The 13,102-nt window shown below is 69.9% G+C and carries 10 protein-coding genes; 4 read left to right on the forward strand and 6 right to left on the reverse strand.

Features of this window, described 5'->3' with window-relative positions; all coding sequences use genetic code 11:
* Positions 1 to 74: 74 nt before the first annotated feature.
* The gene (locus tag ACFVVM_RS33160) at positions 75 to 851 is read right to left on the reverse strand and encodes a helix-turn-helix domain-containing protein (protein WP_387626420.1); all 777 of its coding nucleotides are present in this window, start codon (positions 849 to 851) and stop codon (positions 75 to 77) included.
* Between the two features lie 85 nt (positions 852 to 936).
* Here ACFVVM_RS33160 and ACFVVM_RS33165 point away from each other — a divergent pair, with 85 nt between their 5' ends.
* Positions 937 to 1,302, forward strand: a complete 366-nt coding sequence (locus tag ACFVVM_RS33165; protein WP_387626422.1) for a nuclear transport factor 2 family protein — start codon at positions 937 to 939, stop codon at positions 1,300 to 1,302.
* A 50-nt stretch (positions 1,303 to 1,352) separates the two neighbouring features.
* Here the strand turns inward: ACFVVM_RS33165 and ACFVVM_RS33170 are convergent, their stop codons facing one another.
* The 4 genes from ACFVVM_RS33170 to ACFVVM_RS33185 all read right to left on the reverse strand — a co-directional run bounded on the left by ACFVVM_RS33170 (position 1,353) and on the right by ACFVVM_RS33185 (position 5,789).
* Positions 1,353 to 2,441, reverse strand: a complete 1,089-nt coding sequence (locus ACFVVM_RS33170; RefSeq protein WP_387626424.1) for a 3-deoxy-7-phosphoheptulonate synthase — start codon at positions 2,439 to 2,441, stop codon at positions 1,353 to 1,355.
* A gap of 332 nt (positions 2,442 to 2,773) precedes the next feature.
* Positions 2,774 to 3,244: a carboxymuconolactone decarboxylase family protein gene (locus ACFVVM_RS33175; RefSeq protein ID WP_387626426.1), complete on the reverse strand. Its 471-nt coding sequence runs from the start codon at positions 3,242 to 3,244 to the stop codon at positions 2,774 to 2,776.
* A 58-nt stretch (positions 3,245 to 3,302) separates the two neighbouring features.
* Positions 3,303 to 4,166, reverse strand: a complete 864-nt coding sequence (locus tag ACFVVM_RS33180) for an oxidoreductase (RefSeq protein WP_387626428.1) — start codon at positions 4,164 to 4,166, stop codon at positions 3,303 to 3,305.
* Positions 4,167 to 4,244: 78 nt separating this feature from the next.
* Positions 4,245 to 5,789, reverse strand: a complete 1,545-nt coding sequence (locus ACFVVM_RS33185; RefSeq protein WP_387626430.1) for an acyl-CoA carboxylase subunit beta — start codon at positions 5,787 to 5,789, stop codon at positions 4,245 to 4,247.
* Positions 5,790 to 5,916: 127 nt separating this feature from the next.
* On the opposite strand from ACFVVM_RS33185, the gene ACFVVM_RS33190 reads away from it, so the two are divergent.
* Positions 5,917 to 7,533, forward strand: coding sequence for a (2,3-dihydroxybenzoyl)adenylate synthase (locus ACFVVM_RS33190; RefSeq protein ID WP_387626432.1), 1,617 nt, complete (start codon positions 5,917 to 5,919; stop codon positions 7,531 to 7,533).
* 86 nt (positions 7,534 to 7,619) lie between these two features.
* Here ACFVVM_RS33190 and ACFVVM_RS33195 read toward each other — a convergent pair whose 3' ends face one another.
* Positions 7,620 to 8,903 carry a salicylate synthase gene (locus tag ACFVVM_RS33195; RefSeq protein ID WP_387626434.1) on the reverse strand — a complete coding sequence of 428 codons (1,284 nt, stop codon included), beginning with the start codon at positions 8,901 to 8,903 and terminating at the stop codon, positions 7,620 to 7,622.
* A gap of 166 nt (positions 8,904 to 9,069) precedes the next feature.
* Here ACFVVM_RS33195 and ACFVVM_RS33200 point away from each other — a divergent pair, with 166 nt between their 5' ends.
* Both ACFVVM_RS33200 and ACFVVM_RS33205 read left to right on the forward strand, forming a co-directional pair.
* Complete coding sequence (locus tag ACFVVM_RS33200) at positions 9,070 to 11,499, forward strand: glycerol-3-phosphate 1-O-acyltransferase (protein WP_387626436.1); 2,430 nt, start codon at positions 9,070 to 9,072, stop codon at positions 11,497 to 11,499.
* Positions 11,499 to 12,917: a 1-acylglycerol-3-phosphate O-acyltransferase gene (locus ACFVVM_RS33205; RefSeq protein WP_387626438.1), complete on the forward strand. Its 1,419-nt coding sequence runs from the start codon at positions 11,499 to 11,501 to the stop codon at positions 12,915 to 12,917. Before ACFVVM_RS33200 ends, ACFVVM_RS33205 begins: the two co-directional genes overlap by 1 nt.
* Positions 12,918 to 13,102: the final 185 nt, after the last annotated feature.

Consider the following 13,102-nt stretch of genomic DNA (forward strand, 5'->3'; position numbering starts at 1 on the left):
GACCGCCAGTGCGGTCGCTCATCTGTGCGGAAGTCCCGGCTCATAGGCAATGCCGGGATCGGCGCGATCGAATGTCATCGATCAGTGCGGAAGTACCGGCGGGTCGCGAGGTCGGCGGGCAGATAGGCCTCGATGGCGATCTCGTCCAGTGCGGCGTCGAAGGCGGCGCCCAGCGTGGTGACCGTGTTGACGAAGCGAAGTTCGGCTTCGCGAAACGAGACCTGGATGACCAGAGCGGCCTCGGCGGGATCCGGCGGTCCCGGTGCCGGCTCGGGGCCGAACGCGACGAGCTCCTCGTACAGCGCGTGCAGCTGCGGATCACCGGTGCGCGCGGCCTGGTGCGCGAGCCTGGGCAGCAGATACGAACGGACCTGTGCCAGGTTGCGCAGCCGGGGTGCCATACCGTCCGGGTGCAGCCCCAACCGCATCATGTTGATCGGCGGCCGGACCAGTTCCGGATCCGCACCGTCGAGGAAGACCTCGACCGCCTGGTTGGCCAGGACCAGGTTCCAGCGACGATCCACCGCGAGCGCCGGATACGGTTCGTGCGCCAGCAACACCTGCTGGACGGTCTCGCGCGCCCGCGCCGAATCCGGCTCGTCCAGCGGTTGCCCGCCGAACACCGGCGCGTGCCCGGCGGCGACGAGCAGCCGGTTGCGTTCGCGCAGCGGCACCGCGAGCCGGTCGGCCAGGTGCAGGACCATCGCGCTGCTCGGCGTCGTCCGTCCCGTCTCGACGAAACTGAGGTGCCGGGCCGACACCTCCGCCGCGATCGCCAGATCCAGCTGACTCAGCCCGCTGCGCCGACGCCAGTCGCGCAGCAGTTCCCCGACGGGGCGATCGTGGCTCATTCCCCGAGTCTGCGCCGCGCGCACCCCGGCCGCCATTACGCGGCGGGTAATCGACAGCGCCGCCCGCATCCGCGACGGTCACCCCATGGAAACGACCAACAAGCAGCTCGTCCTCGACGGCTTCCGCCGCTTCGCCGCGGGCGAGATCGACGTACTCCGCACCCTCCTGCACGAGGACTTCCTCGAACACAGCCCCGGAAACCCCAGTGGGCGAGACGCTTTCCTCGACTTCATCGGCACCGCCCCGGTCACCGGAGCGCAGCTGGACCTCCGACGAATCATCGCCGAAGACGACCTCGTCGTCGTGCACTACCGGATGACCCCGCGCGACTCGACGGACAGCCTCGCCGTCGTCGACATCTGGCGGTTCGAGGACGGCCGGATCGTCGAGCACTGGGACGTCGTCCAGCCCGTCCCCGCCGCCGACCGGATTCCGCACGGCATGTTCTGAACCGAAAAACGCCCTGGAACACCAGGTTCCAGGGCGTGTCTCGAAGCAGATCAGGCGCGGCGCGCGGCCACCGCGTCGGCCAGGCGGTCGAGCTGGGTGGCGGTGGTTTCCCAGTCGATGCAGGCGTCGGTGATGGACTGGCCGTAGGTGAGTTCGTCGGACTTGCCGAGGGTGAGGTCCTGGCGGCCCGCGACGAGGAAGGACTCCAGCATCACGCCGACGACGCCCTGTTCGCCCGCGGCGAGGCGGTCGGCGATGTCGGTGACCACGTCGACCTGACGGTTGTGGTCCTTGTTGGAGTTGCCGTGGCTGGCGTCGACGACGACGCGCTGGGCCAGCGACGACTTCTCCAGGCGCAGCTTGGCCTCGGCGACCGAGGCGGCGTCGTAGTTGGTGCCGTTGCTGCCGCCGCGCAGGATGACGTGGCAGTCGGGGTTGCCCGAGGTGCGGATCAGCGCGGAGCGGCCGTCGAGGTCGGTGCCGGGGAAGACGTGGCTGGCGGCGGCGGCGCGCACACCGTCGACCGCGACCTGCACGTCACCGTCGGTGCCGTTCTTGATGCCGACCGGCATCGACAGCGCCGAGGACAGCTGGCGGTGCACCTGGCTGGCGGCGGTGCGGGCACCGATCGCACCGTAGGAGACCAGGTCCGCGATGTACTGCGGGGTGATCGGGTCGAGGAACTCACACGCCACGGGCAGGCCGAGGGCGGTGATGTCGACGAGCACCTTGCGGCCGATGCCGAGGCCGGTGTTGACGTCGAAGGAGCCGTCCAGGTGCGGATCGTTGATCAGGCCCTTCCAGCCCAGCGTGGTGCGCGGCTTCTCGAAGTACACGCGCATCACCACGTGCAGCCGGTCGCCCAGTTCCTCGGCCTTGGCGGCCAGCTTGCGGGCGTAGTCCAGCGCGGCGACCGGGTCGTGGACCGAGCACGGGCCGACGATCACCATGAGGCGGTCGTCGTCGCCGTTGAGCACGTCGACGGTGGCTTTGCGGCCGGAACGCACGGTCTCGGCGAGATCGTCGGTGATCTGGTGGACCAGGCGGACCTCGGCGGGCGAGCGCAGGGGGCTCACGCTGAGGGTGCGCTGATCATCGAGATCGGAATGCCGCGAGTCGACATCGGCTGCGGTGGTCATGTGTGGGTCCTTTTCGGTAGAAGGCCGACCCACGGAATTCGCTACCCGTCGAGCCGGTCAAGTAGTCCGGCTCGGGGTGGAGGAAGTCAGCGCGCAGGGTCGCAGACCGGCCCACCCAGGGCCGGGTCGCTAAACCAGAAATATGCGCGCTGCATGTCAGGGACTGTACCACCGGTGAATCGCCGCGGACCCTTGCTCCCTCGCCGGAAGTGCGGACCGTCACACCCGCGACCGGCGAGAACTTCTCGACCGGGCCCGCCCGTGGCACAGGTGCCCGGCCGCCCCGCACGCACCTTCGCGTACCGGGCGGCAGAACACGGGCACCTGTTCGCTCAGCCCCACTGACCAGGGACGTAGTCACCCGCTGGGGTCCGGGCGATGGCGTTGAGGCGGTTCCAGGCGTTGATCATCGCGATGGCACCGATCAGCGCGGCGATCTGGTCGTCGTCGTAGTGCTTGCGGACCCGGTCCCAGGTGTCGTCGCTGACGTGGCCGCCGTCGGCGGCGCGGGTGGCCTCCTCGGTGAGCGCGAGGGCGGCACGCTCGGCCTCGGTGTAGACCGTGGCCTCGTGCCAGGCGGCGACCAGGTTGATCCGCACCGCCGACTCACCCGCGTGGGCGGCGTCCTTGGTGTGCATGTCAGTGCAGTAGCCGCAGCCGTTGATCTGCGAGGCGCGGATCTTGACCAGCTCGTAGGTGGCCTTGGGCAGGGTCGAGTCCTCGAGCACCTTGCTCGCCATGACCAGCCGCTTGGTGAAGCTGGCGGAGACGGGGTTGGCGAAGAGGTTGAAGCGCGGTTCCATGATGGCTCCTTCGTCGTGGGTTCACCGAGACGACGAAGGAGCGCTCACGGGTGTGACATCAGATCAGGCCGCAGAGCTTTTCCGAGAGCTCCCACAGCTCACCGGCCAGGACACGGTCCTTCGAGGCGGCATTGCTGCCACTGCGCGTCGGGTAGCCGCGCAGGCCGAGGAAGCCGTCGGGCCCGTAGAACGCGCCCGGCTCGATATCGGCCGTGGCGGCGAACAGCGAGGGCAGCGCGCCCTGCTCGGCGCTCTGGGCGAACAGGCGGTTGCCCAGCCACATGAACTTGTCCTGGACGGTCTCGGTGTGCGACATGAGATCGGTGGCGGCGTAGCCGGGGTGCGCGGCGACCGAGACCACCGCCGAGCCCTCACCGGCCAGCCGGCGCTGTAGCTCGTAGGCGAAGCTCAGGTTGGCCAGCTTGGACTGACCGTAGGCCAGCCAGCGGTCATAGCGGCGACGCTCCCAGTTCGGATCGTCCAGGTTGATCTTGCCGATGCGGTGCGCGCCGCTGGCGACCGTCACCACGCGGTCGGTGATCCGGTCCAGCAGCAGGTTGGTCAGCGCGAAGTGGCCGAGGTAGTTGGTGCCGAATTGCATCTCGAAGCCGTCGGCGGTGCGCCCCAGCGGCAGCGCCATCACGCCCGCGTTGTTGATCAGCACGTCGACGCGATCGATCGAGTCGGCGAAGGCGCGCACGGAGTTCAGATTCGCCAGGTCGAGCGCGCGGACCTCGGTCTCGCCGGACAGGCTCGCGGCCACCTGCTCGGCCTTGGCGACATTGCGACAAGCCAGGATCACCCGCGCCCCCGCCGCGCTCAGCGCCCGCGCGGTGGCGGCGCCGAGTCCGCTGTTGGCACCGGTCACGATGATCGTGCGGCCGGTCTGGTCGGGCAGGTCAGCGGTAGTCCACTTGCTCACCGGGGAAAGTCTAACGAGCCCGGCGAAAAGCGCGAATCGGCAAGCGCCGGTGCGAGGTTCGCACCGGCGCCGCACCGATCACAGCGGCAGCAGGTGGTGCTTGCGCGGGTAACGCACAACCTTCTTGTCGCGCAACAGGTTCAGCGCGCGACGGATCTCGAGCCGGGTCGAGGAGGGCTCGATGACGCGGTCGATGTAGCCGCGCTCGGCGGCGATCCACGGGGTGGCGATGGTCGCGTTGTAGAAGTCGACCATCTGCTGGCGGACCGTGGCGCGCTGCTCCTCGGGGGTGGCGTCGAGGATCTTGCGCTGGGTCAGGCCGACGGCGCTCTCGGCGCCCATGACCGCGATGCGCGCGGTCGGCCAGGCGAGGTAGGCGTCGCAGCCCAGCGCCTTGGCGCCCATCACGGCCCAGCCGCCGCCGTAGGCCTTGCGGATCACCACGGTGACCTTCGGCACGGTGGCCTCCACGTAGGCGAACAGGAAGCGGCCGCCGCGCTTGATGACGCCCGCCTTCTCCTGCTCGACGCCGGGCAGGAAGCCGGGGGTGTCGACCACGAGGACCAGCGGGATCTCGAAGGCGTTGCAGATGTGGATGAAGTGCGAGGCCTTGTCGCTGGCCTTGGCGTCGAGCGCGCCGGCCAGCACGGTCGGCTGATTGGCGACCACGCCGACCGGACGGCCGTCCACGCGGGCGAAGCCGGTGATCAGGTTCTCGGTGGCGGCGGCGCCGACCTCGTGGAACTCGCCGTCGTCGAAGATCCGCAGCAGCACGTCGTGCATGTCGTAGACCATGTTGTCGGAGTCCGGGACGAGCTTGTCCAGCATCCGGTCGGAGTCGGTGAGTTCCGGCTCGAGCCCGGGGTTGACGACCGGCGGGAGCTCGGTGGAGCTCGACGGCAGGTAGCTCAGGTAGTTGCGGACCCAGTCGAAGGCCGAGGGCTCGTCCTTGGCGACGTGGTGGATGTTGCCGTAGGCGGCCTGGTTGTAGACCCCGCCCAGCTCCTCCATGTCGACCTTCTCGCCGATGGCCTCCTCGAGGATCTTCGGCCCGGTGACGAACATGTGCGCGCTCTCGGTGGCGACCACCACGTCGGTGCAGATCGGCTGGTACACCGCGCCCGCCGCGCAGTTGCCCAGGATCAGCGAGACCATCGGCACCGAGCCCGAGAGCGGTTCCATCATGGTCGCCAGCTCGCCGTACCAGCGCAGCGAGGAGACGGCCTCCTGCACGCGCGCGCCGCCGGAGTCGTTGATGCCGACCAGCGGGCAGCCCATCTTGCCCGCGAAGTCCATGATCGCGGCGACCTTGCGGCCGAACATCTCGCCGATGGTGCCGCCGTAGACGGTCTGATCGTGGGAGAACACGGCGACCGGACGTCCGTCGACGAGGCCGTGCCCGGTGACCACGCCGTCGCCGTAGAGGGACTTCTTGTCGGTGGGGTTGCGCACGAGGGCGCCGATCTCGACGAAGGTGCCGGGGTCCATCAGCATGTTGATGCGATCGCGGGCCGAGGGAATGCCCTTGCGCGCCCGCTTCGCGGCTCCGAGCTCACCGGCCGGTTCCTTGGCGAGTTCGAGTTTTTCGCGCAGGTCGGCAAGCTTTTCGGCAGTTGTGCTCATCAATACATCCAGGTCTCGCGGGCGGATCGGGCGGTACGTGTTCCGATGGACCTTGCCACAGTACCGGGGAGAGACGCAGCTCATAAGATAGGCTTGCCTAAGCTTATCCCCGTGGAGTGAGGCAGACGTGACGTCCACAGCAGCCACCGCAGCCCATCGACAGGGCTATGTTCCGTTCCCCGACGAAGCCGCCGAGCGGTATCGCGCGGCAGGCCACTGGACCGGACGCACCCTCGACGACCTGCTCCGCGACACCGCCCGCGCCCAGCCGCAGCATCCCGCCGTCCACACCGAGACCGGCACGCTGTCCTACGCCGAGCTCGACGCCGCCGCCGACCGGATGGCGCACGGCCTGCTCGCCCTCGGCATCGCCCCCGGCGACCGGGTGATCGTGCAGCTGCCCAACATCCCCGCATTCGCCACCGCCCTGTTCGGTCTGCTGCGGGCGGGCATCATTCCGGTGCTCACCCTGCCCGCCCACCGCCGCGCCGAGATCGAGCACCTGGCCGCGCTCGCCGGCGCCGTGGCCTACCTCATCCCCGACCGGCTCGGCGATTTCGACTACCGCGAACTCGCCGCCACCGTGCGCGAAGCAGTGCCGGGCCTGCGCCACGTGCTGGTCGCGGGCGAGCCGGGCGCGTTCACCGCGCTGGATTCGGTTCCCCGCGAAGGCACTTCGCTGCCCGAACTCGATCCGGCCGAGATCGCGCTGATGCTGGTCTCCGGCGGCACCACCGGGCTGCCCAAGCTGATCGCGCGCACCCACGACGACTACGTCTACAACGCCACCGCCAGCGCCGCGGTCTGCGAGCTCGGCCCCGACGACGTCTACCTCGCGACGCTGCCCGCCGCACACAACTTCCCGCTGGCCTGCCCCGGCATCCTCGGCACCGTCGCCACCGGCGGTTCGATCGCGTTCACCCTCGACCCGAGCCCGGAGTCGGCCTTCGCCGCCATCGAGCGGCACCGGGTCACGGTGACGGCCGTGGTCCCGCCGCTGGCCCAATTGTGGAGTGCCGCGGTGGAATGGGAGGAGGCCGACCTGAGCTCGCTGCGCCTGCTCCAGGTGGGTGGCGCGCGGCTGGCCGAGGTCAATGCCCGCGCGGTGGAACCGGCGCTGGGATGCCGGTTGCAGCAGGTGTTCGGGATGGCCGAAGGGCTGCTGAACTTCACCCGCCTCGACGACAGCGCCGAGCTGGTGTGCACCACCCAGGGCCGCCCGCTCTCCCCCGCCGACGAGATCCGCGTCGTCGACGGCAACGGCGACGACGTCGCACCGGGCGAGGAGGGTGAGCTGCTCACCCGCGGCCCCTACACGCTGCGCGGGTATTACCGTGCGCCCGAACACAATGCGCGCGCCTTCACCCCCGACGGCTATTACCGCAGCGGTGACCTGGTGCGGCAGCTGCCCAGTGGGCACCTGGTGGTGAGCGGCCGGATCAAGGACGTGATCAATCGCGGCGGCGAGAACATCTCCTGCGACGAGCTCGAGGAGCACCTGCTCGCCCACCCCGCCGTCCGCCACGCCGCCGCCGTCGGCCTGCCCGATCCCTCGCTGGGCGAGAAGGTCTGCGTGGTCCTGGTCGTCACCGGCGAGCTGCCGAGCCTGGGCGAGCTCAAGGCGTTCCTCACCGAGCGCGGGCTGGCCACCTACAAGCTGCCCGACCTTGTGCGCCAAGCGGATTCACTGCCGATCACCGCCGTTGGCAAGATCGACAAGAAGACGCTGCGCGCAACGACATAGCGCTCGGCACCGCGGTCTGCGCACCGGAGACAGAGTCGCACCCCGATCTGGACCATCGACCCCGGGCAGCACGCCGGGAGTCGCGGTCAGGCCTTCACGACGTAAGGCGCTATGCTGCCCAGCTTTTCGCAGGTCTCCTCGAACTCGCGCTCGGGTCGCGACTGGCCGACGATCCCGGCACCGGCGCGCAACCACGCGCCCTTGCCGTTCTGGTAGACCGCGCGCAGCACCAGCGTCGCCTCGAACGCGCCGGACGCCGAAACAGCGACCACCGCACCGGAATACAGTCCGCGCGGCTCGTCGTTGCGGAACACCGAATCGACCCCGGCGCGCTTGGGGATGCCGGAGGCGGTCACCGAGGGGAACAGCACCTCGAGCGCGTCCCAGCTGGAGCGGTCGAGCGCGAGCACACCGCGCACGGTGGAGGCCAGGTGCTGGACGCTGCCGCGTTCGCGCACCGCCATGAAATCGGAGACCGCGCAGGTGCCGGGCGCGGCGACCGCGGTGATCTCGGCGAAGGAGGTCTGCACCGAGATCGCGTGTTCCACGATCTCTTTCGGATCGGCGAGCAGTTCGGCGCGGGCCGCGCCGTCGGCGTCGACACCACGGCCGAAGGCGCGGGTGCCCGCCAGCGGCTCGGTGGTGACGATGCGATCGTCGTCGACCGAGGCCACCAGCTCGGGGCTGAACCCGGCCGCCTCCAGACCGCCGAGGCGCAGCAGGAACGAGCGGGCCGGCGTGTTGTGCGCGCGGCCGAGGCGATAGCTGGCGGGCAGGTCGACCGGAAAGGGCAGCTCGACCGTGCGCGACAGGATCACCTTCTGATAACCGCCGGAACGAATCTCGGCGATGGCGGTCGCGACCCGGTCCCGGTAGTTCGTCGGATCGGTCCGCACGTCGACCGGGGTGGCGACCGGCAGGGTCAGGCTCTGCGACTCGGCGATCAGATCGTGGATGTCGCACGTCTCGCTGGGCGTGGCACCGCTGATCGCGATGCCGCCCGCGTCGATGCGCACCTCGATCCGCGCGATCATCAGGTGTGCCAGCGGGGTGCGCTGGGTGAGGTAGTCGGTCGCGGCCAGCGCGTAGGCGCAGAACTCGAACCCGATCCAGCCGTAGGCGGTGCGGCCGTCGAGCGGCAGGTCGGCCAGCGCGGCGTCGATCACCTGGGCGGGGCTGCCGGTCCAGCCGCGCGCGGTGGTCTCACCAGCCCAGACGGTGCGCAGTTCGCCGACATCGAGTTCCACGCCGCCGAGCGGATCGGCGGCGAAGACCCAGACGCCGGGGCGCTCGTAGATCACGTATTCGCCGAATCGATCGGCGGCGGCCAGGTGCGCCATCGCTGCCGCGGGATCAGCCACATACTCCACCCGAACGGGCTGCTCCGTAGACGACAACGATCCTCCAAGGTAAAGCCGATCCAACGCGGAGTAAGGTTAGCATTACCTGGGTAATCTGGTGGGGCTCCGGAACACGGCGACGCGCCTGTCGACCAAGTCCGATGCGGGATGGCCGTACTCGGGCTTGAATGGAGGGATGACGGTTGACGGTGGGCGGCGCGGCCCGCGAACGAGACCAGCATCGGATTCGGTGGTCGCACTCGTCGACGCGGCCTCCGGCGTCGAACGCGAGGTGATCGGCGCCTGGATCGCCGAGGGCGGCCTGAGCCGCGAGATCGACTCGACCGCACCGGTGACCCAGCTCGACCTCGATGCCAAGGCCATCACCAAACGCCTGGTCGGCAGGCACGACGACCCGCTCGTCGTCCCGGTGCGGGTGCTGTGGCTGCCGCCCGAACGCGACGGCGTGCGCCGGGTGACCTTCGCCGATCTGGCGCTGCTCACCAACCCGCGCAAGCCCAACCGGCTGGTCCAGCGCAGACTGCTGCGCACCGAACCCGACCGCCACCAGGTGCTCGTCGGCGCGCCCGCCCGGCTCAGCGCGCTGCGCGCCAACAACCCCGAGGCGGCCGCCCTGCTGCGCGCGGGCACGGCCGATCCGTTCGCCCGCGCGGTGGTGCGCGCCGCCATCGTCGCGCTGGAACGGGCCGAGCGCACCGTCATCGGCGATCGCTACAAGGTCCCGCAGCTGGTTGCCGAGGAGATCCTCGACACCCCCGAATTCCAGCGCAAACTCGACTACATCGCCGACGAGACCGGCGTCGCCCCCGACCAGGTGTACCGCAACGCCGAGAAGGCGCTGCGCGAACTGGTGGCCGCGCAGAGCAGGCTGGTCTCGGACCTGTTCACCCAGGCCATGCGCCCGATCCACGCCTCGACCTGGAAGGTCGACACCGACCTGCGCGGCCTGGACGCGCTGCGCAAGCTCAACCGCAAGTACCCGCTGGTCTTCCTGCCCTCGCACCGCTCCTACGTCGACGCGTTCGTGCTCGGTGATGTGCTGGCGCGCAACGACTTCCCGCCCAATCACGTGATCGGCGGCGCGAATCTCAACTTCTGGCCGATGGGCCCGATCGCCCGGCGCACCGGCACGGTGTTCATCCGGCGCAGCTTCGGCGACGACGAGGTGTACAAGGCCGTCGTCGAGGAGTACTTCGCCTACCTGCTGGCCAAGCGCTTCAACATGGAGTGGTACTTCGAGGGGGGCCGGACGCGAACCGGCAAGCTCCGTCCGCCGCGCTACGGCCTGCTCAATTTCCTTGCCGCCGCGGTGCGTTCACGCCGGGTCGAGGACGTGCTGCTGGTCCCGGTCTCGATCACCTACGAGCGGCTCAACGAACTCGGCGCCATCGCCAGTGAGCAGTCCGGCGGCACCAAGAAGCCGGAGGGCCTGGCCTGGCTGGCCAGATATGTGCGCAGCCAGCAACATTCGGCCGGACACGTGTATGTGCGCTTCGGCGAACCGCTTTCGGCCCGCGAGCGCCTCGGCGTGCACGGCGATCCACTCGACCAGCGCCCGCTCACCATCCCGCTGCGCGACACCACCACCGGCACGACCAGCGTCCCCGACGAGTCGGCGCTGGGCGAGACCGAGCGTAAAGCCGTGCAGCGCCTGGCCTTCGACATCGCGGTCGGCATCAACGAGGTCACCCCGATCGCGGTGAACGCGCTGGTCACCCTCGCCCTGCTCGGCGTGCACGAGCGCGCGCTCACCCTCGGCCAGGTGCGCACCGTGCTCGACCCGGTGCTCGGCTACATCGCGCTGCGCGAGCTGCCCAGCGGCGAGCTGTCCACCCTGCGCGACGAACAGGGCCTGCGGGTGGTGCTCGAACAGCTCGCGCTGGCCGGGGTGGTCACCGTGTATCGCGGTGGGCTGGAACCGGTGTACGCGATCGAACCCGGCGCGCATCTCGAGGCGGCGTTCTACCGCAACAGCGCGGTGCACTGGTTCGTCAACCGCGCCATTCTCGAACTGGCCGCGCTGACCGCGGTGGAAGCCCCCGGGGACGACCCGCTGCGCTCGGCCTGGAAGGCGGCCTTCGCGCTGCGCGATCTGCTCAAGTTCGAGTTCTTCTTCCCCGAGCGCCAGGAGTTCGCCGACCAGATCATCAACGAGGTGCGCCTGATCGTGCCCGAATGGGACGAGCACACCCCCGACGACCGGCTCGACCGCCAATTCCTCGCCGCCCTCACCGATTCCGGCTTCGTGATGGCCCATCGCGTGCTCCGCTCGTTCTTCGACGCGCAGCTGGTGGTGGCCGAACGGCTGGCCGCGCGCTCGGCCGACGCCAAGATCGACCGCAAGGAGTTCATCGACGAGTGCGTGGCCGTCGGCAGGCAGATGCTGTTGCAGCAGCGGCTGCACAGTCCCGAATCGGTGTCCTCGGAATTGTTCACCAGCGCTTGGAAGCTCGCCGACAATCACGGCCTGATCGCCCCCGCCGCACCGGGCGAAGAAGCCGAGCTGATCGAGCGACGGCGCGAATTCGCCGAGCGCCTGCGCGATCTCGGCGAACGGATCGCCCGCGCCGCCTCGCTCGACCCGTCGAACCGGACCACGAACTGATGAGCACACTCGCCGAGGCCGTCGCCGCCATCCGCTCCGGACCGCAGGGACCACAGGTCGCCGCCGTCTTCGACTTCGGCGGCACCGTCGTCGACGGGCTGCCGCGGCGCGGCCTGCTCCGGCGGCTGACGCGTCGCGGTGACGCGCGCCGAGCCACACTGCTGGGCGGCATCCGCCGCGGTGGCGGAGACGGCGACTACGGCCGCTTCCTGCAAGCCGTCGAGCGGACCTGGGCGGGCGCCGGGGAGGACGAACTCGAGCAGCTCGGTCGCTCGGCCTTCGGTCGCGAGATCTACGGGCGGCTGTTCCCCGAGGCGTGGCAGCTCGTGCGTGAGCACCAGCTGGCCGGGCACACCGTGGTGCTGGTCAGCGAACTCACCCGGTTCCAGGTGCGGCCCGCCGCCGACAAACTCGGCATCGAGCACGTGCTGTGCACCCGGCTCGCGGTCGAGGACGGTGCACTGACCGGACACACCGACGGTGTTCCGCTGTGGCGCAACGGAAAAGCCGACGCCGTCCGCGCATTCGCCGCGGCCGACGGGCTGGAGATCGGCTACGTGTACGCCGACAGCGCGACCGACCAGGCCCTCCTTGAACTGGCCGACACCCCGACCGTGATCGATCCCGATCCCGCGCTCGCCGCACTGGCCGCCGACCAGGACTGGCCCACCCTCACCTTCCGGCCGCGCCGAGCACCGGGTCCGCTCGACTACCTGCGCACGGTGGCCGGCTTCGCCGCGCTGATCGGCGGCGCGCTCGTCGGCGTGCTGCGCAAGTCCTACACCGGCAGGCGCCAGGCGATGGCGGACGCGCTCATGCACGACGCCACGACGGCGACGCTGCGCTCCATCGGCGTCGAACTGCGCGTCGTCGGCGCCGAGAACGCTCGCGCCCCACGGCCCGCGGTGTTCCTGTTCAACCACCAGAGCCAGTTCGACGTGATCATCGTGCCGAAGGTGCTCGACGGCGCGGTGACCGGCATCGGCAAGAAGGAACTCGCCAAGCACCCCCTGTTCGGCCCGCTGATGCGGTTCGTCGGGGTCACCTTCATCGACCGCACCGACACCGCCAGCGCCAAAGCCGCGCTCGCACCGGTGGTCTCCACCCTGCGCGACGGCCTGTCCATCGGCATCGCCCCGGAGGGCACCCGCTCGCACACCCCCGGCCTCGGCCCGTTCAAGAAGGGCGCCTTCCACATGGCGATCAAGGCGGGCGTGCCGGTGATCCCGGTGGTGATCCGCAATGCCGGTGAGATCGCCTGGCGGGATTCGCCGATCGCGCGCTCGGGGGTGGTCGATGTGGCGGTGCTCGCGCCGATCGACGTCAGCGAGTGGGACCCGGCCGACCTGGACGGACACGTCGAGGAAGTGCGCCGGTTGTTCGAACACACCATCCTGAATTGGCCACAACCCGACTGAACCCCACGGCAGCGCGGGGCGCGACGGGACCGCACAGCCACGCGGATCGCGGCGGACCGGCACGGCAACGCGGGTCCCTGCGGGCTCCCCCGCCCGGCAGTCGACGGCGATGCCGCTGGGTCGGATGCCCCAGACGGAGCCCACTCGACGGCGATGCGCGACCCGGTCCGGCCGGGCGCGCGGCG

The sequence above is a fragment of the Nocardia sp. NPDC058176 genome (assembly GCF_042883805.1).
Lineage (GTDB): Bacteria > Actinomycetota > Actinomycetes > Mycobacteriales > Mycobacteriaceae > Nocardia.

Coding starts and splice junctions, on each gene's coding strand:
- ACFVVM_RS33185 (WP_387626430.1), bottom strand. CDS start 5,789: ATGAGCACAACTGCCGAAAAGCTTGCCGACCTGCGCGAAAAACTCGAA.
- ACFVVM_RS33170 (WP_387626424.1), bottom strand. CDS start 2,441: ATGACCACCGCAGCCGATGTCGACTCGCGGCATTCCGATCTCGATGAT.
- ACFVVM_RS33165 (WP_387626422.1), top strand. CDS start 937: ATGGAAACGACCAACAAGCAGCTCGTCCTCGACGGCTTCCGCCGCTTC.
- ACFVVM_RS33200 (WP_387626436.1), top strand. CDS start 9,070: ATGACGGTTGACGGTGGGCGGCGCGGCCCGCGAACGAGACCAGCATCG.
- ACFVVM_RS33175 (WP_387626426.1), bottom strand. CDS start 3,244: ATGGAACCGCGCTTCAACCTCTTCGCCAACCCCGTCTCCGCCAGCTTC.
- ACFVVM_RS33160 (WP_387626420.1), bottom strand. CDS start 851: ATGAGCCACGATCGCCCCGTCGGGGAACTGCTGCGCGACTGGCGTCGG.
- ACFVVM_RS33205 (WP_387626438.1), top strand. CDS start 11,499: ATGAGCACACTCGCCGAGGCCGTCGCCGCCATCCGCTCCGGACCGCAG.